This is a genomic window from Streptomyces sp. NBC_01352 (assembly GCF_036237295.1).
Taxonomy (GTDB): domain Bacteria; phylum Actinomycetota; class Actinomycetes; order Streptomycetales; family Streptomycetaceae; genus Streptomyces; species Streptomyces plumbiresistens.
The window spans coordinates 6,961,626-6,986,678 of record NZ_CP108354.1; the positions used below are offsets into that span (position 1 = coordinate 6,961,626).

The window sequence follows — 25,053 nt, forward strand, 5'->3', positions numbered from 1 at the left end:
CACCTCACTCACCGCCCTGTTCGCGCAACGACGTCACCGGATTCGCCCGCCGCAGCGCCAGCACCGCCGTGACCAGGACCGGAGGCAGGGCCACCGCCGTCAGCAGTACGGCGACCCCCGTGACCGGTAGTTCGACGAGCACCTGGGGCACCGGCCGGGCGGCCTCGGAGGTCAGGACGATCAGCGGGACCACGGCCCGGGTCAGGACCGTGCCCAGAGCGGCGCCCACCAGCAGCGCCAGCGCCACCAGCACCCCCTGTTCGACGGCGATGGTGCGGGCCAGCCGTCGGCGCGGGGCGCCCAGCGCGCGCAGTACGGCGAACTCGGCGCCCCGCTCCCGCAGGGAACCCGTCGCGCTCACCGCGAACCCGACCGCGGCCAGCGCCGCCGCCACCCCGGCCGCCGCGGCGAACGCGGCTTCGGGGCCCGCGCCGAACGGGTCGTCGCGCAGCTGCTCGGCGATCTCGTCCCGCACCACGACCTGCGCCGGATCCAGGTCGGGCCGCGCCCGCAGCGCCGCGGTGACGTCGGCCGCCTCGCCGGGCCCGGTCCGCAGCCACCACTCGGTGGGCGTGATGCCCTCCGCGTGCCGCGCCGCCAGCACCCGGTTCACGGAGCGCAGATCGACCAGCAGTGCCCCGCCGGTGGCCTCCTCGGTGGTCGGCAGGGACCGTACCGAGTGCGTGATCCGCACGGGCAGGGTCGCGCCGCCGAACGCCACGTCCACGCGCTGCCCGGTGCGGGCGCCCGCGGAGTCGAGGAAGCGGTCGGTGGCGACGGCCGTGACGGCGGGTGGCGGGGGCTGGACGACCTGGAGCCGCAGGGTCAGCGCGGAAAGGATCCAGTTGTATTCGGAGGGGACGTATCCCGTGCCGTAGTCGACCGTGGGCCGTCCCGACGGCGTGCTCAGGCGCGGCTCGGTCGGCTGGGTGGGCTCGTCCGGCCCCGCCGCCTCCGCCTCGCTCGCCGCCCCGGCCTTCCAGTCGGCGGGCAGCGACAGCCGCCGTACCGCCCCGTCGGGGTCCACGGCGGTCAACTCGTCCAGCACGAACCGGTGTTGCTCGGCGCGGTCGGCCGGCTGGGTGATGACCCAGTCCATGCCGGTGAGGGTGAGAGGACCCGACGGGACGTCCAGGTCCAGGGTGTGGCGGCGGCCGTCGACGGGGAGTTCGCCGGCCGGGACCTGGTACGGGGTGCCGTAGCGGTCCTGGAGGGTGACGGTGACGTCCGCCGTCGCGCCCGCGCCCGCGGAGCTGCGCAGGGTCGCCGCCAGTCGCAGCCGGTCGGTGCCCGCGGGCACCCGCACGCCCGCCGACGTCCCCTTCGGTCCCAGCCCGGCCAGCACCGGCCGGACCGGCTCGGACGCCAGGTCGGGGCGCATCAGCAGGGCGTTGGCCGCGTGCGCGGTGTCCAGCGCCAGCACGGTCGCGGTCCGGTTGCCGGACAGCGGCAGCTCCGTGCGTACGGCGGGGGCGACCTCTCGTACCTGCGGTACGGCCGCGTACTCGTCGGTGCGGCCGAGCCCGCCGTCCCCGGCGGCCAGGACCCGCACCGGCACCCCGGCCCGGAAGTCGGCCTGGTCGTCCTGCGAGCGGTCCCAGGAGGCGCCCTGGCCGATCGCCAGCATGCCCAGCGCGACGGCGAGGACCAGCAGCAGCACCGGGCCCGCCCCGCGCATCGGGCGCCGCGCGATCTGCCAGCCCGCCAGCGCCGCGGTCAGTCCGCGCCCGCCGGCCGCCCGGCGTTCGGCGAGCCGCGCCACCGGCGGCAGCAGCCGCAGCGTCAGGACGGTTCCGGCCAGCAGCGCGAGCGCGGGCGCCGCCACCAGCAGCGGATCGACGCCGAGGGCGCCGATGGGGGTCCCCCCGCTCGAGCGAAGCCGAGAGTGGGGGATGTCGCCGGTCACGGCGCCGGAGGTCTGGCGGCTCAGCTGCCAGTACGCGACCGCGGCCACCGCCAGCAGCCCGAGGTCCGCACCCGCGCGGATCGCGGAGGGCAACGCACGCGCCCGCCCGGAGCCGAACGACGAGGTCAGCGCGGGCAGCGTCACCGCGAGCGCACAGCCCAGCGCCACCCCGGCCGCCACCAGCCACACCCCCGCGCGCCCGCCCGCCGGCACGTCCAGGTGCAGCCCGATCCGGGCCAGCGGACCCCGCCCGGCCAGCAGCCGGGTCAGCGGTCCGGCGAGCAGCGGTGCGCAGACCACCGAGGGGACGGCCAGCAGCAGCGCCTCCAGGGCGGCGAGGCCCGCGATCCGGCGGCGGGAGGCGCCGCGGGCCAGCAACAGCCGGGTCTCGCCGGTGCGTTCGGTACTCAGCAGCCGCGCCACCAGCAGCAGGGCACACGCCGCCAGCAGCACCAGCTGGAGGGCGACGATCAGGAGCGTCGAGCGGGAGACGAGCAGCGAGCGGTCGACGCGGTCGAGGACGTCGGGCAGGTCGGTGGCGGCGGCGGTACTGCCGCTGAGCACCGGCTGCCCCCGCAGCGCCGAGTTCCCGGCGCGGGCCGCCGCCCGCAGGTCGTCGATCCGCCCGGTCGTCAGCGTCGAGAAGTCGGCCGAGGCCAGCCAGGCCGACGGCCCGGCGCTCACCGCCTCGCCGGCCGCCACACCGGGATCGGCGAGCAGCGGACCGTACGTCGTGAAGCCGACCTGCTTGACCCCGCGGCCGCCCAGGTCGTCCAGCGTCCAGTACGGTGCGTCCGCCCGGGCCGGCCGGTAGAGGCCGGTGACCGTGACGCGCACCTTCGGGCCGCCGAGCCGGTCGGTGACGGTGAGGCGGTCACCGGGGTCGAGGCCGAGGAGCCGGGCGGCGGTCTGCGGGAGGGCCACCTCGACGCCGTCGTCGCTCCGGCCGGGCAGCCGTCCGGCGACGAGCCGCACCTGCGTGCGGTCCAGGGCCGCGAAGAAGGTCAGATCCGGGTCCCCGGACCGCTCGGCGGGCGGCTGCAGGGAGCGGGGCAGGGCGTACGGGCCCGACCGGTGCATGGTCCGCACGGTCACCGGCAGCCCGTCGAAGGTCTTGCGGGCCGCGTCCCGTACGGCGGCGTCGGCGGCCGTGCGCTGATCGGCCGGCACGTCGGCCTTGACGATCAGCGCGGTGTCGACGGCGTTGCGGGGGTCCCGTAAGGAATGGCGCAGGGCCGCGTCACCGATCGCGCCCGAGTAGGCGGCGAGGGTCGCCAGGACGGCCGTGGTCAGCAGGACGGTCAGCAGGGCGGCGGCGAGCAGCAGCCGGTGCGCCCGGGCACGCTGGAGGACGAACCTCGCGGCCCCACCCCACCCCGTCACCCGGCCCCCCGCCGTGCTCCGTCGTTCCCCCGCCGTCGTCCGGATCTCCGGGCGATGTTGTCAGAGGGGACGGGCCGGGGGTAAGCGCTTCAGGGCCGGGCTTGACCGGATTGTGACCGGAATCCGGGGCCGTGCGACCGGAATCCGAGCCTCGACGGTCGTGCTCAGTCGGTATCGCTCAGTTGGTATAGCTCAGTCGGTCGTGCTCAGTCGGGGGTGTTCACCATCGAGGCCGCCGCGTACGTCAGGTAGCTCCACAGCGTGTGCTCGTGCTCCTCGGACAGGCCGAGCTCGTCGACGGCGTCCCGCATGTGCTTCAGCCAGGCGTCGTGCGCCGCCCGGTCGACGGTGAAGGGGGCGTGGCGCATCCGCAGCCGCGGGTGGCCGCGGTTGTCGCTGTACGTCGTCGGGCCGCCCCAGTACTGGATCAGGAACAGCACGAGGCGCTCCTCGGCCGGGCCGAGGTCCTCCTCCGGGTACATGGGCCGCAGGATCGGGTCCTCGGCGACTCCCTCGTAGAAGCGGTGGACGAGGCGGCGGAAGGTCTCCTCCCCGCCGACCTGCTCGTAGAAGGTCTGCTCCTGAAGCGTGCCGCGCCGAATCTCTGTCACGTCACCCATGGTCTCAGACGGGGAGACCCAGGACTCAAGGCTTAGGACCTGCCCTGGTTCGGCACATGCCGGCGCAACGGCTCGCTTCCGGGCGGCTGCCGCAGGACAGTGGACCCATGGGCGCGCACGATCTCGACCGGGACCACAAACACCTCACCGACCTCGCCGCCGCCGCGCGGGCCGCGCTGGTGCGGGAGATCGACGCGAGCGGGGCGTGGGCCGCCGACCCGGTGTGGCGGGAGGTGTTCCTGGCGGTGCCGCGGCACCTGTTCGTGCCGTACTACTACGTCGGGGTCGTGGGCGGCTACGAGCGGCGCTGGGGCGAGAGCCCCGACCCGCGCAACCGCGAGCGCTGGCTGCGCGGCGTCTACGCCGACGCCCCGCTGGCCACCCGGCTGCGTGACGGCGAGCTGGTCTCCTCCAGCAGCCAGCCCTCGCTGATGGCGATGATGCTGGCCGAACTGCGGGTGCGGGACGGCGACCGGGTCCTGGAGATCGGCGCGGGTACGGGGTACAACGCGGCGCTGCTCGCCCACCGGCTCGGCGACGACGGCCTCGTCACCACCGTCGACCTGGAACCCGAGATCACCGAGGCGGCCCGGCAGCATCTGGCGGCCGCCGGATACCACCCGGTCGTCGTCACCGGCGACGGAGCGCGCGGGGTGCCCGAACGAGCCCCCTTCGACCGGATCATCGCGACCTGCACACTGCCGTCGATCCCGCCCGCCTGGCTCTTCCAGTGCCGTCCCGGCGCCCGCATCCTCACCCCGCTCGCCACCGGCCTGGTCGCGCTGACGGTGACGGACACCGGGCAGGCCGAGGGGCACTTCCTGCACACGCCCGCCTACTTCGTGCCGCTGCGCGGCGGCGGGCCCGAGCCGGAGCAGGCCCCGCTGGGCGGCGTGCCGCGCCGGGCCAGGGACGACGAACTGTTCCGGTTCCTGCTCGCCCTGACCCGCGGCAGCCTGGACCCGCAGGAGGCGTACGCACTGTGGGAGCGCGAAGGGCAGCCGCAGCGCGAGCGCTACGGCCTCACGGTCAGCGGCGAACGCGAGTGGGCGTGGCTGGACGACCCGGAGGGGCCGTATGCCTGGCCCCTCCGATGACCGACCGTCGTTGATCAGCCGCGGTGGATGGTGATCGTCGTCCAGGCCCCCACGTGCACCCGGTCCCCGTCCTGCAGCGGCACCGGCACGAAGGGCTGGATCGGCTCCTCCGAGCCGTTGACCGTCGTGCCGTTCGTCGAGTTCTGGTCGACGACCGCCCAGGAGCCGTCCGGCTGCTGGACCAGCACCGCGTGCTGGTGCGAGACGCCCGGGTCCTCCGGCGGCACCGCCAGGTCGATGTCGGGGGTGTCGCCGGTGGAGTGCCGGCGGCGGCCGATGGTGATCTGGTTGCCGGTGAGGGCGCGCTGCTGCTCGGGCGAGTACGCGGGCAGGTTGAGACCCGCTGCCTCGGGCCCCGAGCGCTGCATCATCGCCATGAAGTAGTCGCGGTCCGGGCCGATCGTCGCCGACCAGGTCGACGGCTGCTGCGGATAGCCGGGGCCGGGAGGGGCGGGCGGGGCCTGGGTCGCGCCGGGCTGCGGATAGCCGTACCCGCCGCCGGGGCCCTGGCCGGAGGACGGCGGGGGCAGTTCCCAGTCGCCGCCACCGCCGCCGAAGGACGGACCGCCCTGCTGCTGCCGGTTCGGGTCCTGCGGGTAGCCGGACGGGCCGCCCGGACCGGGCTGCTGGAACGCCTGGGGAGCCTGGGGTGCGCCGGGGCCCTGACCGGGACCGCCGGGGCCACCGGGACCGCCGTGCGGGGTCGGGCCGGGCGGCGGCGGAACCGGCCGCGACGGGTCGGCGCCGAAAGGCCCGGGACCGCCGGGGCCACCAGGGCCGCCGGGTCCGCCGGGTCCCTGGGGACCTCCCGGGCCCCCGGGTCCGCCGGGCTGCGGATAGCCGTAGCCTCCGGGAGCGCCCGGGCCGCCGGGACCACCAGGACCGCTCGGGCCACCAGGTCCGCCGGGACCACCGGGCTGCGGATAGCCGTAGCCACCGGGAGCGCCCGGACCACCGGGACCCCCTTGTCCACCCGGACCGCCGGGACCCTGACCGGGACCGTTCGGACCACCGGGACCGCCGTAGCCACCGGGGGCACCCGGACCGCCGGGGCCCTGGCCCTGGCCCGGACCCTGACCGGGGCGGGGACCACCCGGTCCCGACGGCCCGTTGCCGAACGGCGGGCCCGGCGGGATCGGTTCGGCCGGCCGGTTCACCTGCGAGGGGCGCGAGCCCTGGTAGTCGTAGCCGTCACCGCCGCCGTACGACGGACCCGGAGGCTGCTGCTGGAAGCGCGCGGCCGGATTGGGGCCGGGCGCCTGCGGCGGTGCGGCCGGGGTGTACGACGTGGCCGTGTTGGTCAGGAAGTTCCACCGGCACTCCTCGCAGAACGGCGCACCGCCTTCACGGGGCGTACGGCACTGCGGGCACAGTTCCGGCTCGGGCGCACGGCCGCCGGGCGGGCCGGGCTGCGTGCCCGGGCCCTGCGGTGGCGGGAAGCCGTAGCCTCCGCCCGGGGGCGGCGGTGGGGGAGGGGGCGGAGGCACGGCACCCGCCATGCGGTGACCGCAGACCTCGCACCAGTCGTCGGAACCCGACTGGTGTCCGTTCGGGCAGGTCGGCATGTCGGCGCGTCCCCCTCTCCTTCTGTGTCCTACTCGGTCTTACCAGGGTCCTGCTAGGTCACTTCTTTACACGAACAGTCTTTGTCGACCGGGTTTCGAGAGTCATCTCGTCGGCCTCCGCGACCTTCGCCTTCAGTCGCACAGTACCTGTCGCCGCATCGACGACGTCGACCACCTTCGCAAGCAGTTTCGCAGTATCCGCGTTCCCGGAGGCACTCGCGAGCTGAACGGCCCTGCCCAGTTTGGCCGTTGCTCCGTCGAAGTCTCCCGATTTGCGCAGATCAAGCCCTTGTTGGATGGCTTGTGCCAGTTCTGCCTGACCCGTGTAGTGGGCGACCTGGGGGTTGATCGACGTGGAGGCGACCATGTCGTCGGTCCACACGGCCCGTACGAGACCCTGCGCGCCGGCCAGTGCCTGCGTGCCGCCGTCGGGCTGCGGGACGACCAGGGAGATCCGGGCGGCCAGCATCTCCTGGCCGATGTTCGCGACCGGGACTTCGACGCAGACGTGGTAGTCACGGGACTCGTCTCCCCAGGAGCCGGTGGGGTAGTCCCCCGCTCGCGGGCCGGACTCGGTGCGGCGGTCGGTCAGTTGCTCGACGGTGGGCGCGACCTGCTTGACGAACTTCACGGTGGTGCCCACCGGCGTCCACAGTCGCAGGGCGACGTCCGCGACCTCCTTGCCCATCGCCGTCTCCATCATCTGCGTGAAGTCGGCGGCCAGGCCCGCCGGGTCGGCGACGATGTCGGCGGTGCCGAGCAGTGCGGAGGCGATTCCTGTGACTTCTTTCACTTCCCAGTCGGTGCCCACGCCGCGCGCGTCACAGGTGAACCGCCCGGCGCAGGCGTCCAGGGAGGCCTTCAGGTCCTCGTGGGACTCGTGTTCGTTGCGGCCGTCGGTGAGCAGGATGCCGTGGCGGATGGCCACGTCCGCGGAGGACAGCAGCCGGTCGGCGAGACGCAGCCAGGTGCCGATGGCCGTACCGCCGCCCGCGCTGAGCTTGCGCAGGGCCTGTTTGGCCTGGTCGCGGGTGGTGGCGTCGGCGACCGCGAGCCGGCCGTTTCCCGGGTAGACCTCCTTGGCCACGTGCGTGCCGCCGATCACCGCGAAGTGCACGCCGTCGCGCAGGGTGTCGATGGCGGCGGCCGTGGCGTCCCGCGCGTTGCGCATCTTGGTCGGCGGGTAGTCCATCGAGCCCGAACAGTCGACCATGATCGCCACGGCCGCGGACGGGCCCTGACCGGCCGAGTAGAGGTGGGGCGACGCGACCGCGCTTCCGATCGTGCCGCCGCCGGTCGCGGTCACCGTGACGATCGCGTTGACCTCGCGGCCGCCCTCCGGCAGGAACTCGTTCTGGTACACGTCCACCGAGAACTGCGGCACGCTGGACTTCGAGAAATTGGCCATACCTACTCAAATCCCCCTCGAACTCCCCGCCTCGGGCGGGGCGACGACTGTGGACGGACCGGTCCCCTCCGGTCCGTCGAGACTTCCCCGTGTGCGGCCCTCAGGCCGATCCTGCCCCCTGCGGCGGGGCCGGGAACGGTACGACCGCCACTGTTACGTTGTCGTGGCCCCCGCCGTCCAGGGCGTGACCGACCAGGACGCGGGCGCTGTGCAGGGGGCGCACCGCGGCGTCCGGCGGCAGGACCTCGGCCATCTCCTCGGCCGCCTCCGCGTAGTTCCACAGGCCGTCGGTGCACACCACCACCACACCAGGCCGGTCCGGCTTGAAGGAAGCGGTGTGCGGCTCCAGTTCGTAGGCGTCCGCGCCGAGCCAGCCGGTGATCGCGTGGGCCCGCTCGTCGGCGTACGCCTCCGCCTCGTTCATCAGGCCCGCGGCGACCATCTGCGCGGCCCAGGAGTCGTCCTCGGTGAGCCGGGCCGGGGGAGTGCTGCGGTCCACCGGGACCCAGTAGGCGCGGCTGTCGCCGACCCAGCCGACGACCAGCAGCCCGGAGGTCACCACCGCGCCGACGAGGGTGCAGGCGGGGGCGTTCTGGTGCGGGGCGTGCTCGCGGGCCGTGGCGGGCTCCTCGGCCAGCGCGTTGACCGCGTGCGAGGCGGCGACGATCGCCTCGTGCATCGCCTGCTGCGGGTGCGTGCCGTGGGGGAGCGCGGCGAGCAGCGACTCGCTCGCCGCGCGGGAGGCGGCCAGCGAGGCGTCGTCGGGGCGGGTCGCCGAGGACACGCCGTCGCAGACGATCGCCACGACCGCGGCCGAGCCGTCGGGCAGCGCGGCGCAGCCGAGACCGAACGCGTCCTCGTTGCGGTGGTGCCGCAGACCGCGGTCACTCACGGCGGCCACCGGGCCGATGTCCTGCTCCATGTGGTCGCGCTCCCGTGGCTGGGCGTGCCCGCAGTTCTCGCAGTAGCCGTCGCTGTCGACCCGGCCGGCCCGGCAGGCCACGCACACCTTGATGCCGTCGGGCGGGGTCGGGACGTCGGTGGCCACGCGTGGATCGGGGGCCTGAAGGGGGTACTCGTCGGGCTCCGGCGACCGGTCGAACCGTACGCCCGAGGCGGGGGACACCGGTGAGCCCGTGAACGGCGGCTGCGGTGAGCCCGCGTACGGCGGCTGCGGCTGGGGCTGCTGCGGTGCGGCCGGTGGCATGCCGGGCGTGCCGTCCGGCGGGAGCGGCACGCCGCCGTTCATGGCGATCGTCGGGTGGTCGCCCGGCGGCGCGGGTACGGCGGACAGGTCGTATCCGCACGCACCGCAGAAACGGTCACCCGACTCGAGGGGTTCCTCGCAGCTCGGACACCTCGACAGGGCGGTCTGCTGGGGCATCTGCGACATCAACTACACCCATGTCCGGGGGCGGTAACGGTTGGCACGTTCCACCAGGTCGATCCTCTCCTCGCCGCCCGACGCCAGCCGGGCCAGCGTGCGGTACGAACGCTCCAGTCCGAAGCGCAGGCCCCGCTCGTCCAGGCCGCTGCCGAGCAGCACCCGCCCCCCGGCGGCCGGCAGAGGCGCGGAACCCTGGCCACCGGAGAGTATCCAGTCCAGCGCGCTGCCGAGGACTTCCGCGGACAACTGCTCACGCCGGGCCGGGTCCAGACCGTACGCCTCCAGGGCCTCGACCTGGCCGGCTGCCGCCGTCAGATCGTCCAGGAAGGGTACGTCGCCGGCCACCGCCGTGCGCTGCCGCAGCCGCGCCCGGACGGCCGCCACGCGTGCGGCCGTGTAGTGGATGGACGACTCAGGCACCGACTCCAGCGTCCGTACGGCGCCCCGCCGGTCGCCGGTGGCGAGCTGGACGCGGGCCAGGCCGAAGGCGGCGCTGACATAGCTGGGGTCGGTCGACCAGACGAGGCGGTAGTACTCGGCGGCGTTGTCGAGCTGGCCGAGGACCTCCGCGCACAGGCCGAGGGCCAGCTTGGGGGCGATCTCGCCGGGGAAGGCGTCGTAGATCGCGTCGAAGCCGAGCGCGGCGGCCTCGTGGTCGCCGGTGACGAGCGCCGCGACACCCCGGTACCAGACGACCCGCCAGTCGTCGGGCCGTTCCTCCTCCAGCTTCAGCAGGGCCTGGTGGGCGGTGTCCGTGTCGCCGTTCTCCAGCCAGGCCCGGATCTGCCGCAGCCGCGTCTCGGTCGACGGGGTCGGCGCGGCGGCGATCGCCCCCAGCAGCTCGGCGGACGCGGTGGCCATCAGACCGGCGAGGAACCCGGCGTTGGGATCGGACGCGTCCACGTGCGGCACCGGCAGGGCGAGCGCGGCGACGGGGGCGTCGGCGGGCTTGACCAGGCTGGGAGCGGTGCCGGCCGCGTTGCTGCCGACCGCGTTGGTGACGGCTCCGTCGCCGGCCGGCAGGGCGGGGGCGGCGGCGGGCAGGAGGGAACCGGCCGAGGAACGCCGCCGCGAGGAGGGCACCGTCCGCGCCCCCAGCCTCGACACCTCTCCGTCCAGCTTCGGGAACAACACCGTGTCGGTGACCCGCACTTCGGGCCCGAACAGCGTGGACAGCGCCGGGCGGGCACGCCCCGACTGGAGCGACACGACCTCCCGCAGCACACCCGTCAGCTGTTCCGCCATCTCCTGGGCGGACGCGAACCGGCGGGCCGGGTCCGGGTCGGTGGCGCGGACCAACAGCCGGTAGAACGACTCGTACTGGCGGAAGACCTCGATGTTGTCGGGGTCGGGCAGGGAGTCCACGAACACGTTCGTGTAGCCCTGGAAGTCGAAGGCGAGGACGGCGAGAGTGCGGGCGACCGTGTACAGGTCGGAGGCGACCGACGGGCCGACCTCGGCGACCTCGGGCGCCTGGTAGCCCACCGTGCCGTAGATGGCCGACTCGTCGTCGTCCATCCTGCGCACCGCGCCCATGTCGATCAGCTTGAGCTGGTCCTCGGTCTGGATCGCGTTGTCGACCTTGAAGTCGCAGTACAGCAGGTTGCGGCTGTGCAGATGCCCGAGGGCCTCGAGCGCCTCGATGCCGTACGCGCACGCCTGCTCCACCGGCAGCGGGTCCCGCTTGCCCTGCGGGCCGCGGCGGGCGTTGGCGATCTCCTTGAGGGACTTGCCGCCGACGTACTCCATGACGATGTACCCGTCCAGCGAACCCGTCCGCTGGTCGAGGTGCTCGACGAAGTTGTAGATCCGCACGATGTTGGCGTGCTCGATCTCCGCGAGGAAACGCCGCTCGGAGATCGCGGCCTCCATCGCGTCCTGGTCGCCGGTGTCGAGCAGGCCCTTGAGCACCACCCAGCGGTCCGACACCGCGCGGTCCACGGCGAGATAGACCCAGCCCAGGCCGCCGTGCGCCAGACAGCCCGCGACCTCGTACTGGCCGTGCACCACGTCGCCGGACTTCAGCTTCGGGACGAAGGAGTACGGGTGGCCGCACTTCGTGCAGAACCCCTCCGTGCGCCCCGGCAGCTCGCCGCGCGAACGCCCCACCGGCGCCCCGCAGTCGGAGCGCGAGCAGAACCGCTTGCGCTCCGGCACCTCCGGGTTCTCCAGGACCATCGCGCGCGGGTCCGGACGCGGCACGCCCGGCACCTCGACCAGGCCCGCGCCCAGCCGGCCCCGGGAGGACGACCCGGCGCCCGCGCCGGAGCTGCGCACCGAGAGCGAGCGGCCCGTGGACCGGCCCGACACCGAGCGCGACAGCCGTCCCGACACCGAGCGCCGCGACTTCGACGACTGCGAGGACGTACGCGAGCTGCTGCGGCCGCTGGCGCGCGAACCGGCGCTGCCGGACGAACCCCGGGAGCCGCGGCCGCCGGCCGTGATCCCGGTGGGCGGTGAGCCGACCATGCCGCTCTTGGAGACGACCGGGGCGAGACCGCACGTGTCGCAGTACAGCTCGCCGCCGCCCACGTCCTCGTACGCCCCCTCGCAGCCGGGCCGCTGGCAGGGCTGTTGTGCCTGACTCATGACGACGCAGTCCCCCTTCTGTCGCTCATGCTCCGGGCCCCCTACGGTCCTCGGGCCCGCCCTGCTGCTCCGGCACCCGAGGGGCGGCGAGCAGTTCGGCGGCCGCGTGCTGGTAGCGCAGCACGGCCTGTTCGGCGACGCGCAGGTCGCAGGGCGCGCTCCACAGCATCCGCCGCGCCGCGTCGTACCGCTCCACCAGGAACGGGTCCTCCGCGAGGCCGTGCCGGGAGACCTTCGCCTTGTACGCGTCGAGGCGGCCGCGCAGCTCCGCGCGGACCGCCAAGGGCTGGGTGACCGCGGTCAACGACTCGCGGGCGCGCAGCAGTTCGTCCTCCGCCTTCTGCTCCAGGGACTCCAGGAGCGGGGAGAGGCGGTGCCACTGGGCGTGTCTGCGGTACTCGGCGGCCGTCGCCAGCTGCTCCTGCAGCACGGTCGGCGGGCCGCTGACCACCGGCACCTCCGTGGCCGCGATCTTCGCGAGGACCTCGCCGCGCGCGATGCGTGCCTCGGCGAGGGTGCGGTCCGCGCGGGACAGCACGTCCCGCAGCTTCACCAGCCGGGCCTCCGCGTCCTGCCGGACCGTCAGCACGGCGTCGATCTCCCGGCGCACGTCCTCCAGGGCGCGCGCCTCACGGTCGTACACCGTGGTGTCGGGCTTGCCGCCGCCGGGTGCCGAACTCCCCGGCGTCGGGACCCAGAACGCCAGCGGGTCGGACACCACCTGCTCGCGCAGGTTCGTCAGGGTGCGCGTGATGCGGTCCAGGTCGTCGCCCGCCGGGTGTTCCCCGGGGCGTACGCCGACGGAGTGCGCCAGCCGGCGGGTGCGCTGGAGCTCCGCGGCCAGTAAATCGATACGGGCGGGCAGCGCCGACCACACGGCGTCGGCGGCGACGACCATGTCCAGCGAGGTCGCGTACAGCTCGTTCATCCGGTCCACGAGCGTGACCAGCGAGAACCGCTCGCTGAGCTTGCCCGGACCACCGTGCAGCGTCGGCGCGTTGGCTGTCGCCGAGGCGGATCCGGCGACCGTGACGGACTCGCCGCGCAGCAGCTCCGTCAGCTCCACCAGGTCCTCGCGGCTGGACCAGCGGCGGCGGGCGCGGATGCCACGGGCGGAGCGCAGCGCGCCGGTGTAGGCGTCGAAGTACGCCCACAGCAGGCTGATCGACGCCTCCGCCGCCTGCCAGCGCTCCTTGGTGACGCCGGTGAGCTCGGCGCCTTCCAGGAGTCTGCGGCCCGCGTGGTCCTGGAGGGCGAACAGCGAGGTCTCGATGGCCTCGTGCTCCGCGCCGAGCCGCGCCAGCGCACGGTCCACCTCGTCCCGGTCCATCACCGGCCCGGCGGGGTCCGTGACGCCCATCGATCACCTCTCGCTGCGTTGTGTGTTGACGGGGTGTGAGTTGACGGGTGTGTGTTGATGGGGTGTGTGTTGATGGGTTGATGGTCTGTCAGCTCTTGCGCAAGTACTCCGCCGGCGTGGGCGGTTCCGCTGTCTTCGGATCCTTGCCCAGTGTCGCCGAAAGCCACCTGCCGTACGACGCCTGCCAGCCGTTCGCCGTGTCCTGGCGGTAGTCCACCAGAACCTGGTTGACCCGGCGTACCAGATCGTCGGCGTCCTTCTTCATCGCCACGCCGTAGTACTCGGCGGTGAAGGGTTCGCCCTTCAGCTCGACCGTCGGGTCCTGGGCGGCCTGGCTCGCGGCGAGCGCGCCGTCGGTCACCACGGCGTCCACCTCGCCGAGTTGGAGGCGCACCAGGCAGTCGAGCTGGTTGGGGACGGTGGTGCTCAGGTCGGCGGACGAGACGAGCTTGCCCGACTTCTGGCCCTCGACCAGCGTGGTGTTGGCGGTGGAGCCCTTCGCCGTGCAGATCCGTTGCTTCGCGAGCGAGCCGTCGTACCCCGTGATCGCCGACGACTTGGGCGCCAGGACCTGCTGGCCGGTCTTGAAGTAGGGCGCGGAGAAGGCGACATCGGCCAGGCGCGTGCAGTTGATCGTCATCGTACGGACGACCATGTCGACCCGGCCGTCCTTGATGGCCGGGATGCGCTGGTCGGTGGGGATCGCCTTGAACTGGACCGCGTTCGGGTCGCCGAGTATGTCCTCGGCGATGCGGTGGACCAGGTCGATGTCGAAGCCCTCGAGGGCCGCGTCCTGGCCGCTGTTCGGATCGCGGTAGCCCCAGCGGTAGCTGTTCTGGTCGACGCCGACGATCAGCTTGCGCTTCTCGCCCTCGCGGTTCTTGATCGCCTCGATGGTCGGGCCGTCCGCGCCGGACGGGGACAGCGTCTGCTTCTCGGGGGCCTTCGCCATCTCGTCCGTGGTGCAGCCCCCTTCGGCACGGGCCCGGCTGCCGTACGCGAGGCCCGGGCCGCCCGTGCCCGTGCTGCCGTCGCCGCCCGACGGGATCAGCGGCAGCAGCAGCGCGAACGTCAACGCCAGGGCGCAGACGACCGCCATCGCGCCCACACCGCCCCAGCCCTTCAGCCCGGCCCGCAGACCTCGCCCTCGCGTCCACCGCCGCATCGTCACGCCCCCTCTCACCGGTACTCCGACAGCCTGCGGCCGATTCCCAGGACGGCGCCGGCCGCGCCCAGGACCGCGAGGACGGCCGCGCCCACGGTGAGCCCCGTCATCGCGTCCAGGCCGTTGCCGGCCGCCTGCTCGAACTCGGCGTTCTCGTGCGTGATCGCCTTGGCGAGGTTCGCGTCGACGCTGTCGAAGCACTCGCCGGTCGCGCCCTTGGGGCCGATCACCCTGTCCAGCGCCGCCTGGTAGTTGCCGTTCTCGTCCTGGGCGCGGGCCGCGGCGTGACGCTTCTTCCACTCGGTCATGTTGCCGACGGCCGCGGTGACCGGCTGCTCGCCCGTCTTGTCGTCGGCGAGCTTCTCCGCCTCGGCCAGGCCCTTGCCGAGGGTGTCCATCTCCTCGCCGAAGTCGTGGTCGTAGGCGTCGTACGTCGTGCCGTTCACCTCCACGGTCTCGGCGCCGCGGGCCACCAGGGTCAGGTTCTCGCTGCCGCGCGCCTTCAGGGAGGCGATGCGGGCGTCGTGCAGGACGTTCAGTGAGCGGACGCCGTGGTCGTAGGAGTCGTCGAGGGCCGCGCGCGCCACGCTGTGGCCGACGACCAGCCAGAGCAGCACCACCGTGGCGGTCGCGGTGGCCGCGACCAGGCCGTGGTTCAGGACGCGGTTCGTACGCCGGTAGTTGCGGTGCTGGGCCCAGGCGAGCGCGGCCAGCGCGAGGACGCCGAGGCCGATCGCCGCCCACGGGTAGGGCGTGGCGTCGCCGTAGTCGGCGCGCAGGCGCTGGTTCTCCTTCTTGTAGAGATCCTCCGCCGCCGGGAGCATCTCCTTCTGCATCTTCTCGTTGGCGTACCGCAGATAGGCGCCGCCGACCGGGAAGCCCTGCCGGTTGTACGTCCGTGCCCGCTCGACCAGGCCCTTGTACTCCGGCAGCAGCTTGTTCAGCCTGGCCACTGTTTCCGCGGCCGGCGAGTCCGGGTCGGAGTTGGCCGCCGCCTGGACCAGGCCCTCGGCGGCGGCGTCGATGTCCTTCTCGTACCGGTCGCGGGAGGCGGCCGTCTCCTGGCCGCCGGCCAGGAAGCCGCTGGAGGCGGCGGTGTTGGCGTCGGCGAGCGAGCGGTAGATGTCGGCCGCGGCGGAGCTCAGCGGCTGGCTGTTGTTCAGCACGTCGTCGGCGGCGGTCGACCGGTCGGCCATCTGCCAGGCGGTGACGGCACCGAAGGCGACGACGAGCAGGGCGAGGACGGCGCCGATGATGCGCAGCCGGCCGGGCTCGGTGGTGGCGGCGCTGCGCAGTCGGTCGACGCCCTCGGCGAAGGCGGTGCGCCGGGGCGGCTCGGGCGGGCTGGGGGGAGTGGCGGGAGCGGGGTTGTTGTGCTGCACCGGCGGCACTGGGCCGCTCGGGTGCGGTTGCGGCTGCGGTGGTACCGCAGGCATCGTGGGCACACCGGAGCCTGGTGGTGCCGCGCTGCTTTTCGGCGGGTGTGTCACTTGACCTCCCCCATGGTCATCCGTCGCCGCAAGTATCGCTGCCGGGACTGACATCCGCACCGGCCTTGGCTGGATCTTGATCGGATCGCAGTGTGCTCTCGCGGTGGTACGGCCGCGGCCCCGCACCACCCCCTGCCCATTCATACGCCGGTGGAATCGGTTCGGTTCCATCCGGGGGCCTTGGGGGCGGGCGTGCGGCGCAGGCGGGCGCGTTGTGGGTCGGGGTCGTGGCGGTACGGCGAGCCCGCCGCGGGTCGCGCCCCTCCGCCCGTTGCCACGGTGGACCGGTACTGGGACCAGCTGAGCGGCGGGCTGCGCCGTACCGCCACGACCCACTCCGGTGCGTCGGCGGCCGCGGGGCCTCCAGGGCGACGGTCACTTCTTGAGCGACCGAGTCGGGTGGTGGGTGGGCATAGGTCGGCGGTCTGGGGGCGGAGCCCCCAGGGGCGTTTGCACCAGCGCCGGGTGCCATGACGAAACCCGGCTCAGTCCTCGAAGTACGCCCGCACCCTCTCCTGTACCTCTCCGGACGCGCCCACCCGGTCCAGCCCCAGCAGCGCCGCGCCGAGCACCGGACTCGCGGTCACCACCTGCGGTACGGCCTTGGGGGCACGGGACGCCAGCAAGTCACGTACGCCGTCGTCCAGTTGGGGATGCCGGGCCGCCAGCACCCCGCCTCCCAGAAGTACCGGTGTCTCCTCCTCCAACAGATCCAGCCGCGTCAGCGCCACCGTCGCCATGGTCACCACCTCGTCGGCCAGGCGGTCGACCAGGCCGCGGGCCACCGCGTCACCGGCGACGGCCGTCGAGAAGAGCACCGGCGTCAGCTCGTGGCGGCGGGCCGTGCCGACGTGCTCCAGATGCAGGGCTTCGACGAGGGCGTACATGGAGGGCAGCCCGAAGTGGGCCGGGAGGGTGTGCGCAAGGGCCGTAGCAGGTCCGCGGCCGTCCTCCGCGCGCGAGGCGTGCCACAGGGCCTCCTCGGCGAGGCCCCAGCCGCCGCCCCAGTCGCCGGAGATACGGCCCAGCGCGGGGAACCGGGCGGTGCGGCCGTCGGGACGCATGCCGACGCAGTTGATGCCGGCGCCGCACACGACGGCGACCCCGCGCGGCTCGGTGACGCCGGCCCGCAGTACCGCGAACGTGTCGTTGCGGACCTCCGTACTCGCCCCCCACGCGCGCGCGTGCAGCGCGGCCGCCAACTGCTCCTCCTCGACGGGGAAGTCGGCGTTGGCGAGGCAGGCGGAGACGTGGTCGACCGACTCGACTCCGGCCGCGGCGAAGGCCTGTCCCACGGCCTGCGCCACCTTGTCCACCGCCGCCTCCACACCCACCACGGGCGGTCGGAACCCGCCGCCGCGGGCCGTGGCGAGGACGGTTCCGTCGGCCGCCACGACCGCGACGTCGGTCTTGCTGTTGCCCGCGTCGACGGCGAGGACACTTGCGGTCAGGCCCACGCGAGATGCTCCCGGTTGTGTGCGATCAGCTGGTCGGTGAGGGTGTCGGCGTACTCGTACTGGCCGATGAGCGGGTGGGCGAGCAGCGTCCGGAACACCCGGTCGCGGCCGCCCCGCAGCGCGGCGTCCAGCGCCAGCTCCTCGTAGGCCGTCACCTGCGCCATCAGGCCCGCGTACAGCGGGTCCACGGCCGGCACGGACAGCGGCGTCGCCCCCTTCTGCCCCACGGCCGCCTGCACCTCGATCACCGCGTCGGGAGGGAGGAAGGGCAGGGTGCCGCGGTTGTGGGTGTTGACCACCTGGTAGGGGCTGCCGCCTCCGCCGAGCAGCCCGGCCGCCAGGTCGACCGCCGCCTCCGAGTAGTAGGCGCCGCCCCGCTTGGCGAGGAGGTCCGGCTTCTCGTCCAGGGCCGGGTCGGCGTACATCTCCAGCAGCTGCTGTTCCATGGCCGCTACTTCGGCCGCCCTGGACGGCTTCGTCTTCAGTTCCCGTACGACCTCGTCGTGCGCGTAGTAGTAGCGCAGGTAGTACGAGGGGACCACGCCGAGGCGGTCCAGGAGCGGGCGGGGCAGGTGAAGGTCGGCGGCGATCGTGTCGCCGTACTCGGACAGGAGCCTGGGCAGGACGTCCTCGCCCTCCGGGCCGCCGAGGCGTACGGCCGTCTCCCAGGTGAGGTGGTTGAGGCCGACGTGGTCCAGGTGGACCTCCCCGGGCGTGACGCCGAGCATTCCGGCGAACTTCCGCTGGAAGCCGATCGCCACGTTGCACAGGCCGACCGCCTTGTGGCCGGCCTCGAGCAGGGCGCGCGTGACGATGCCGACCGGGTTGGTGAAGTCGATGATCCAGGCGTCGGGGTTCGTACGACGGACCCGTTCCGCGATGTCGAGGACCACCGGGACCGTGCGCAGCGCCTTGGCGAGGCCGCCCGCGCCGGTCGTCTCCTGGCCGACGCAGCCGCAGTCCAGGGGCCAGGTCTCGTCCTGCTCGCGGGCCGCCTGGCCGCCGACGCGGAGTTGGAGCAGGACCGCGTCGGCGCCCTCGATGCCCTCCTCCAGCACAGAGGTGGTCACGATCCGGCCCGGGTGGTCCTGCCGGGCGAAGATACGGCGGGCCAGGCCGCCCACCAGGTCCAGGCGGTCCGCCGCCGGGTCCACGAGGACCAGTTCCTCGACGGGCAGGGTGTCCCGCAGACGGGCGAAGCCGTCGACGAGTTCGGGGGTGTAGGTCGATCCTCCGCCGACCACGGTGAGTTTCACTGAGGGGTACCTCGCTTCCGGATGCCGGGAACGGTGATCATCGGCCGGGGGTCCGGGGGTTGCCCCCCGGGGAGATGCTGCATGTGAGGTTCAACCCTTTACTCCGGTGAGCGTGACGCCCTCGACGAACGCCTTCTGGGCGAAGAAGAACACGAGGATCACGGGGGCCATGACCAGTACGGTCGCGGCCATGGTGAGGTTCCAGTCGGTGTGGTGCGCTCCCTTGAACGACTCCAGTCCGTAACTCAGTGTCCAGGCGCCGGGGTTCTCGGAGGCGTAGATCTGGGGGCCGAAGTAGTCGTTCCACGCGTAGAAGAACTGGAAGAGGGCGACCGCCGCGATGCCCGGCCTGGCCATCGGCAGGACGACCCTCACCAGCGTGCGCAGCTCGCCGCAGCCGTCCACCCGGGCCGCGTCGAGGTACTCGTTCGGGATCGTCGTCAGGAACTGCCGCAGCAGGAAGATGGAGAACGCGTCGCCGAACGCCATCGGGATGATCAGCGGCCACAGCGTGCCGGACAGGTCCAGCTGCTTCGCCCAGAACAGGTACATCGGGATGACGACCACCTGCGGCGGCAGCATCATCATCGAGATCACCAGCATCAGGGACAGGTTGCGGCCCCGGAAGCGGAACTTGGCGAGCGCGTACGCCACGGGGATCGACGACACGACGGTGAGGACGGTGCCTGCGCCGGCGTAGAGGAGCGTGTTCTTCCACCAGGTCAGGAAGCCGGGCGTGTCGAAGACCTTGGCGTAGTTGCCCCACTCCCAGGTGTGCGGGATCAGATCGCGGCTGAGGGCCTGGGAGTCGCTCATCAGGGACGTCAGGAAGACGAACACGAAGGGCAGGGTGAAGAAGAGCGCCACCGCGACCCCGAGGGAATGGACGGCGACCCATTCGAGGAACGCCCTGCGGCGGGCCGTGCGTTCGGCCGGGGAGACGGGCGCCGGCAACTCCACCGGCCTGTCCAGTACTTGGGTCATGGTCAGTCACCTGCCTGGATGAGACCGCCCCGGCGCCGCATCAGCAACGCGGTGAACGCCATCGACAGGGCGAAGAGGACGAGGGCGACGACACACGCGGAGCCGTAGTCGAAGCGCTGGAAGCCGAGGTTGTAGACGAGCTGGGGGAGGGTGAGGGTGGACTTGTCGGGATAGCCGGGCTCGAACTGCGTGCCCGCGCCCTGGATCACGCCCGAGGCGACCTTCCCGGCGATCAGTGGCTGGGCGTAGTACTGCATGGTCTGGATCACGCCGGTGACCACGGCGAACATCACGATCGGCGAGATGTTGGGGAGCGTGACGTAGCGGAAGCGCTGCCACGCCGACGCTCCGTCCAGCTCGGCCGCCTCGTACTGCTCCCGGGGTACGTCGAGCAGTGCGGCCATGAAGATGACCATCAGGTCGCCGATGCCCCACAGGGCGAGCAGGGTCAGGGCCGGCTTGGACCAGGAGGGGTCGTTGAACCAGCCGGGGGCCGGGACGCCGATGCCTTCGAGGATCGAGTTGACCGGTCCGGTACCGGGGTTGAGCAGGAAGGCGAAGGCCATGGTGGCCGCCACCGGCGGGGCCAGGTAGGGCAGGTAGAACAGGGTGCGGAAGACACCCGTGCCCGTCCTGATCTTCGTGATGAGCAGGCCGACGCCGAGTCCGAAGGCGACCCGGAGCGTGACCGTGATCAGGACCAGCCACAGGGTGTTGCGCAGGGCGGGCCAGAAGTAGGGGTAGTGCTCGAAGACGTACGTCCAGTTCTTCGTTCCGCTCCACGTCGGCGGCTTGAAGCCGTCGTACTGCATGAACGAGAAATAGACCGTCGAGATCATCGGGTACGCGAAGAAGACCGCGAAGCCGATCAGCCAGGGCGACATGAAGGCGGCGGTTCGAAGTGCTTGTTTCCGCTGCTTCGCAGCGAGGCCGGACCGGCGGCGCTTCGACGCGAGAGTGATCGTGCTCATTACTTGGCCTGTGCGATGTCCGTGTCGATCTGCTTGGCGGTGCTCGCGAGGCCCGCCTTCAGGTCCTTGGCCTTGCCGCTCTCGTACTCGTACCCGAAGTTCTGGATCGTCGCGAGGTACACACCGCCGTTGACGGAGGCCGGAGACGTCGTGGAGTTCGGGTTCGCGGCGATGTCCAGGAAGGTCTTGAAGCGCGGGTCGTACTTCAGGTCCGGCGACTTGAGGGCGGCCAGCGTGGACGGCACGTTGTGGATGGCGTTGGAGAAGGCGACGACGGCGGCCGTGTCGGTCGTCATGTACTTCACCAGTTCCCAGGCCGCGTTCTGCTTCTTGCTGGTCGCGGCGATGCCGGCGATGGTGCCGGTGATGTAGCCCTTGCCGTACTGGTCGGCCTGGTCGTCGGGGACGGGCAGCGGGGCCACGCCGATCTCGAAGTCCGGCTTGGCGTCCAGGGCCATGCCCAGGCGCCACTCGCCGTCGAGCTGCATGGCGACCTGGCCGGTGTGGAAGGGGTGCTTGGGGCCCCACTCGTCGCCGAGCGTGGAGCGGTACTTCTCCAGCCGCTGGTAGCCGCCGAGTTCGTCGACGAGCTTCTTCTGGAGGGTGAAACCGGCCTCGACGGCCGGGTCCGTGGCGATGGTCGACTTGCCGCTGGAGTCGAAGTACGTGGGGGAGAACTGCCCGAGGTAGTGCTCGGTCGTGGTCTCCCAGCCGTGGTAGTTCGGCATGAAGCCGAGCTGCTTGTAGCTGTCCCCGTCGGAGATCGTCAGCTTCTTGGCGTCGGCCTCGAACTCGGACCAGGTCTTCGGCGGGGTCGTGATGCCGGCCTTCTCGAAGGCGGTCTTGTTGTAGTAGAGGCCGTAGGCGTCGCCCAGCAGCGGGACACTGCACCGGTTCCCCTCGAACTCGGTGTACTCGCTCATCGCCTTCGGGAAGGTCTTGGCCGGGTCGATCCCCGACTTCTCGAAGAGGGGGTTGAGGTCGACCAGCGCGCCCGACGAACAGAACTTGCCCACGTTGTTCGTGGTGAACGACGAGATCACGTCCGGCGCCTTGTCACCGCCCGTCCTGAGCGCCTGGTTCATCTTGTCGTCGGTCATGTTGCCGACGACGTTGACGTGGATGGTGGGGTGCGCCTTCTCGAAACCGGCGACCAGCGACTTCACGGCCTTCACCTCGGCGGGCGCGCTCCAGGCGTGCCAGAAGTTGAGGGTCGTGTCCTCGGAGGGGTCGTCGCTCGCGCCGGAGCCGGACTGGCCGGTGCAGGCGGTGGCGAGGAGGGCGACGGAGGCGGCGGCAGCGAGCGCGACTTTCCTGGATATTCCGGGCATGACGAGGTCTCCCAAGGGCAGGGCGGGGCTGAGGGTGATGGACGTGCGCGAGGGGGGTGTGTCGGGTGTGTCGGTGAAAGAGGGGGGTGTGTCGGTGAAAGGGGACTGGAGGGGTCAGCGCGAGGTGTCGAAGACCTCGTCGCGGGTGGCCGCGAGCGCGCTCTCCAACGCGCCGCGCAGCACCGGGTGTTCGCGGACGTCGCCGACGACGAGCCGGGGCCGGGGTGCGGCCAGCTCCTCCAGTTCGGCCTGGACGAGGGCGCGCAGCGGTTCTCCGCCGCAGGTGAGCGAGGCGCCGCTGAGGACGACGAGTTCGGGGTCGAGGACGGAGACGAGGGAGGCGAGACCGGTGGCGAGGTGGGTCGCGTACGCCTCCAGCAGGCGCCGGTGGGGGCCGTCGTCGGCCTCCGCGGCACGCGCGACGAGGGCGGCGGCGACCTCGGCGTACGGGCCCGACGGGATGTCCTCGACGCCGAGGTCCCGGGCCAGCTTGGGGATCGCCTGCGAGCCGGCCAGCTCCTGGTAGCCGCCGCTGCCCGCCTTGCTGACCTGCCGGACCAGGGGGGTGCCCGGCACCGGCAGGAAGCCGACCTCGCCGGCGCCGCCGGTCCAGCCGCGGTGCAGCCGGCCGCCGAGGACCAGGGCGGCACCGAGGCCGCCCTCGTTCCACAGCAGGACGAAGTCGCCGTGCCCGCGGGCCGCGCCGAGCCGCTGCTCGGCCACGGCCACGAGGTTGACGTCGTTCTCGTACTCGACCGGCATCGGCAGGGCGGCGGCGAGTTCGTCGAGGAGGGTCGGGGAGTGCCAGCCGGGCAGGTGGGAGGCGTAGCGCAGTCGGCCGGTGTTGGGGTCGAAGGCGCCGGGGGTGCCGATGACGAGCCGGTGGACGTCGTCACGGGCGAGCCCCGCCGCCTTGACCGCGCCGTCCAGGGCGGCGGTGACCTGCTGGACGACGGGCTGAACGGGCCGCCTCCCCGGGGTCGGGAGTTCGTACGAGCCCACCGTGCGGCCGGTGATGTCGGCGACGGCGGCACGGACCCGCTCGGGGGTGACGTCGAGCCCGGCGGCGTACGCGGCGGCCGGGTTGACCTCGTACAACTGGGCGTTGGGCCCCGGGCGGCCCTCGCTGGTGCCGGTCGCGAGGACCAGCCCGGACGCCTCCAGGCGGGCCAGCAGCTGGGACGCGGTCGGCTTCGAGAGGCCGGTGAGCTTGCCGATCCGCGTGCGGGACAGCGGCCCGTGCTCCAGGAGGAGATCCAGGGCGGCGCGGTCGTTCATGGCGCGCAGGACGCTCGGGGTGCCCGGCGTACCGGCGGTTCCTGCCATGGGGTCGACACCTGCCTCTCGGCTGTCCAGGTTCCCAGTGATCAGGGAGGGAAGTCCATGGAGGGTTTCCGGCCTGATTGTTAGGAAGGTTTCCTGTTGGTGGTCTGGACCATAGGACCGCTGTGGAGAGGGCGTCAATAGGTCGCCGCCGAGGCAACGCAGTCGTTACCGATCGGACACGCGGTCATCTACGGTGAGCTGGTTCGGCTGGGCCGGAAGGGGCGAGGTGGTGAACCGGATGGCGGATCCACGCGACTACGAGGACGCGACGCCCTACATACAGGAGCACGTCGATCGGTACCTGCGTGTCTTCACAGAGGTCCGTCGGACGCACGCCGGCCGTCTGCCGGAACATGTGCGGGAGGCTCTCGTGGCGGGATTCGACGCTGAGGGGCTGACGGTCTGGAGCGAGGTCGTGGACGACGCGGCCCGTCAGATCGCGGGTGGCGCGGCTCCGCCGTCGACAAGCCTGGAGGCCCGGGCAGAACAGTGAGTTCTGCCCGGGCCTCCAGGCTTGTTTCCCCTACTTCGACACGCTCGGCGGCGTCAGCGGCGTGGCCGCCTGGGCCTGTGGGGACGCCGTGTTGCTGTACGCCGACGGGGGCGCCATGCCGGCCGTCGGGTCCGCGTCCGGCTCTGCGTCCGCGGGGAGGACGGGGCCGCCGACGATCGGGATGTCCGCCGCGTCGAAGGCGTGCTTGACGCGCCAGCGCAGTTCGCGTTCGACGGTGAGGGCCTTGCCGGGCGCGGTCTTCGCCGAGACGCGGACGACCATCGAGTCCAGGAGGACACTGTCGAGGCCCAGGACCTCGACCGGGCCCCACAGGAGCTCGTTCCAGGGCTCTTCCTTGCTCATCTTCTCGCCGACCTCGTTCAGGGTCCGCTTCACCTTGTCGAGGTTCTCGTCCGAGCGGACGGTGACGTCGACGCCGGCCGTGGCCCAGCCCTGGGAGAGGTTGCCGATGCGCTTGACCTCGCCGTTGCGGACGTACCAGATCTCGCCGTTGTCGCCGCGGAGCTTCGTGACGCGCAGGCCCACCTCGATGACCTCGCCCGAGGCCACACCCGCGTCGATGGTGTCGCCGACGCCGTACTGGTCCTCCAGGATCATGAAGACGCCCGAGAGGAAGTCCGTCACGAGGTTGCGCGCACCGAAACCGATCGCCACGCCCGCGACACCGGCGGAGGCCAGCAGCGGGGCGAGGTTGATCTCGAAGGTGCCGAGGATCATCAGGGCCGCGGTGCCGAGGATCAGGAAGCTCGCGACCGAACGGAGGACCGAGCCGATCGCCTGGGAGCGCTGGCGGCGCCGCTCCACGTTCACCAGCAGGCCGCCGAGAGCGGTGCCGTCGACCGCCTGCACCGAGCGGTTCATGCGGTCTATCAGCTTGGTGATCGCCCGCCGCACCGCGACTCTCAGCACCGCCGCTATCACCACGATCAGCAGGACCCTCAGGCCGATCGCCAGCCAGGTGGACCAGTTCTGCTCGATCCAGCCGGCGGCGTTCGTCGCGCTCTCCTGGGCATCCTCGAGCGACGGCACCGCCGGAGTGGTCGGCGTCTCGGAGGGAGACGGCGACGGCGACGAACCGGCGGCGAGTAGGACGGCGGACAAGGACACGGCAGGTACCTCCACGGTGCAGCGGTCCGCCCCTCCGGCAGCGGTCAAGGTCATCTGTCGTGTTTCAAGGTCACGAAAAGGTCACCGGTGGGGCAGGTCCACCACACTATCGGGGCAACGTGTGTGGATCGGCGCAA

18 protein-coding genes are annotated in these 25,053 nt (G+C 72.4%); 2 read left to right on the top strand and 16 right to left on the bottom strand.

Annotated features, from left to right (window positions below):
- Positions 1 to 4 precede the first annotated feature (4 nt).
- Together OG252_RS32355 and OG252_RS32360 are read right to left on the bottom strand one after the other, a co-directional pair.
- Complete coding sequence (locus OG252_RS32355) at positions 5 to 3,289, bottom strand: FtsX-like permease family protein (RefSeq protein ID WP_329340501.1); 3,285 nt, start codon at positions 3,287 to 3,289, stop codon at positions 5 to 7.
- Positions 3,290 to 3,495: 206 nt separating this feature from the next.
- A complete protein-coding gene (locus tag OG252_RS32360; protein ID WP_329340503.1) occupies positions 3,496 to 3,909 on the bottom strand; it encodes a globin in 414 nt (137 codons plus the stop codon).
- Positions 3,910 to 4,016: 107 nt separating this feature from the next.
- On the opposite strand from OG252_RS32360, the gene OG252_RS32365 reads away from it, so the two are divergent.
- The gene (locus OG252_RS32365; RefSeq protein ID WP_266439441.1) at positions 4,017 to 5,006 is read left to right on the top strand and encodes a methyltransferase domain-containing protein; all 990 of its coding nucleotides are present in this window, start codon (positions 4,017 to 4,019) and stop codon (positions 5,004 to 5,006) included.
- Positions 5,007 to 5,020: 14 nt separating this feature from the next.
- Here OG252_RS32365 and OG252_RS32370 read toward each other — a convergent pair whose 3' ends face one another.
- From OG252_RS32370 to OG252_RS32430, 13 genes are all read right to left on the bottom strand, one after another.
- Positions 5,021 to 6,571, bottom strand: coding sequence for an FHA domain-containing protein (locus OG252_RS32370; RefSeq protein WP_329340506.1), 1,551 nt, complete (start codon positions 6,569 to 6,571; stop codon positions 5,021 to 5,023).
- Positions 6,572 to 6,629: 58 nt separating this feature from the next.
- Entirely contained in the window at positions 6,630 to 7,979 is a 1,350-nt protein-coding gene (locus tag OG252_RS32375) for a vWA domain-containing protein (protein ID WP_329340507.1), read from the bottom strand.
- A gap of 100 nt (positions 7,980 to 8,079) precedes the next feature.
- Entirely contained in the window at positions 8,080 to 9,375 is a 1,296-nt protein-coding gene (locus tag OG252_RS32380) for a PP2C family serine/threonine-protein phosphatase (RefSeq protein WP_329340508.1), read from the bottom strand.
- Positions 9,376 to 11,955 (bottom strand): serine/threonine-protein kinase, encoded by a 2,580-nt coding sequence (locus OG252_RS32385; protein ID WP_329340510.1) that lies wholly within the window; start codon positions 11,953 to 11,955, stop codon positions 9,376 to 9,378.
- Between the two features lie 25 nt (positions 11,956 to 11,980).
- Positions 11,981 to 13,315, bottom strand: a complete 1,335-nt coding sequence (locus tag OG252_RS32390; protein ID WP_329340512.1) for a hypothetical protein — start codon at positions 13,313 to 13,315, stop codon at positions 11,981 to 11,983.
- A gap of 88 nt (positions 13,316 to 13,403) precedes the next feature.
- The gene (locus OG252_RS32395) at positions 13,404 to 14,480 is read right to left on the bottom strand and encodes a glutamate ABC transporter substrate-binding protein (protein ID WP_329345231.1); all 1,077 of its coding nucleotides are present in this window, start codon (positions 14,478 to 14,480) and stop codon (positions 13,404 to 13,406) included.
- A gap of 14 nt (positions 14,481 to 14,494) precedes the next feature.
- Positions 14,495 to 15,916, bottom strand: a complete 1,422-nt coding sequence (locus OG252_RS32400; protein ID WP_329340514.1) for a hypothetical protein — start codon at positions 15,914 to 15,916, stop codon at positions 14,495 to 14,497.
- A gap of 539 nt (positions 15,917 to 16,455) precedes the next feature.
- Positions 16,456 to 17,427: an N-acetylglucosamine kinase gene (locus OG252_RS32405; RefSeq protein WP_329340515.1), complete on the bottom strand. Its 972-nt coding sequence runs from the start codon at positions 17,425 to 17,427 to the stop codon at positions 16,456 to 16,458.
- The gene (locus OG252_RS32410) at positions 17,418 to 18,683 is read right to left on the bottom strand and encodes a 6-phospho-beta-glucosidase (protein ID WP_329340517.1); all 1,266 of its coding nucleotides are present in this window, start codon (positions 18,681 to 18,683) and stop codon (positions 17,418 to 17,420) included. The genes OG252_RS32405 and OG252_RS32410 overlap by 10 nt, the downstream gene beginning before the upstream one ends.
- A gap of 90 nt (positions 18,684 to 18,773) precedes the next feature.
- On the bottom strand, positions 18,774 to 19,667 hold the full coding sequence (locus tag OG252_RS32415) for a carbohydrate ABC transporter permease (RefSeq protein WP_266439455.1): 894 nt from the start codon (positions 19,665 to 19,667) through the stop codon (positions 18,774 to 18,776).
- Positions 19,668 to 19,669: 2 nt separating this feature from the next.
- The gene (locus OG252_RS32420; RefSeq protein ID WP_266439457.1) at positions 19,670 to 20,638 is read right to left on the bottom strand and encodes a carbohydrate ABC transporter permease; all 969 of its coding nucleotides are present in this window, start codon (positions 20,636 to 20,638) and stop codon (positions 19,670 to 19,672) included.
- Positions 20,638 to 21,969: an ABC transporter substrate-binding protein gene (locus OG252_RS32425; RefSeq protein WP_266439458.1), complete on the bottom strand. Its 1,332-nt coding sequence runs from the start codon at positions 21,967 to 21,969 to the stop codon at positions 20,638 to 20,640. Before OG252_RS32425 ends, OG252_RS32420 begins: the two co-directional genes overlap by 1 nt.
- A gap of 114 nt (positions 21,970 to 22,083) precedes the next feature.
- Positions 22,084 to 23,295, bottom strand: a complete 1,212-nt coding sequence (locus OG252_RS32430; protein WP_329340522.1) for an ROK family transcriptional regulator — start codon at positions 23,293 to 23,295, stop codon at positions 22,084 to 22,086.
- A gap of 238 nt (positions 23,296 to 23,533) precedes the next feature.
- Between OG252_RS32430 and OG252_RS32435 the strand changes: the two genes are divergently transcribed.
- A complete protein-coding gene (locus tag OG252_RS32435) occupies positions 23,534 to 23,788 on the top strand; it encodes a hypothetical protein (RefSeq protein WP_266439460.1) in 255 nt (84 codons plus the stop codon).
- 30 nt (positions 23,789 to 23,818) lie between these two features.
- Here the strand turns inward: OG252_RS32435 and OG252_RS32440 are convergent, their stop codons facing one another.
- On the bottom strand, positions 23,819 to 24,916 hold the full coding sequence (locus tag OG252_RS32440) for a mechanosensitive ion channel family protein (protein ID WP_266439461.1): 1,098 nt from the start codon (positions 24,914 to 24,916) through the stop codon (positions 23,819 to 23,821).
- Between the last annotated feature and the right edge of the window lie 137 nt (positions 24,917 to 25,053).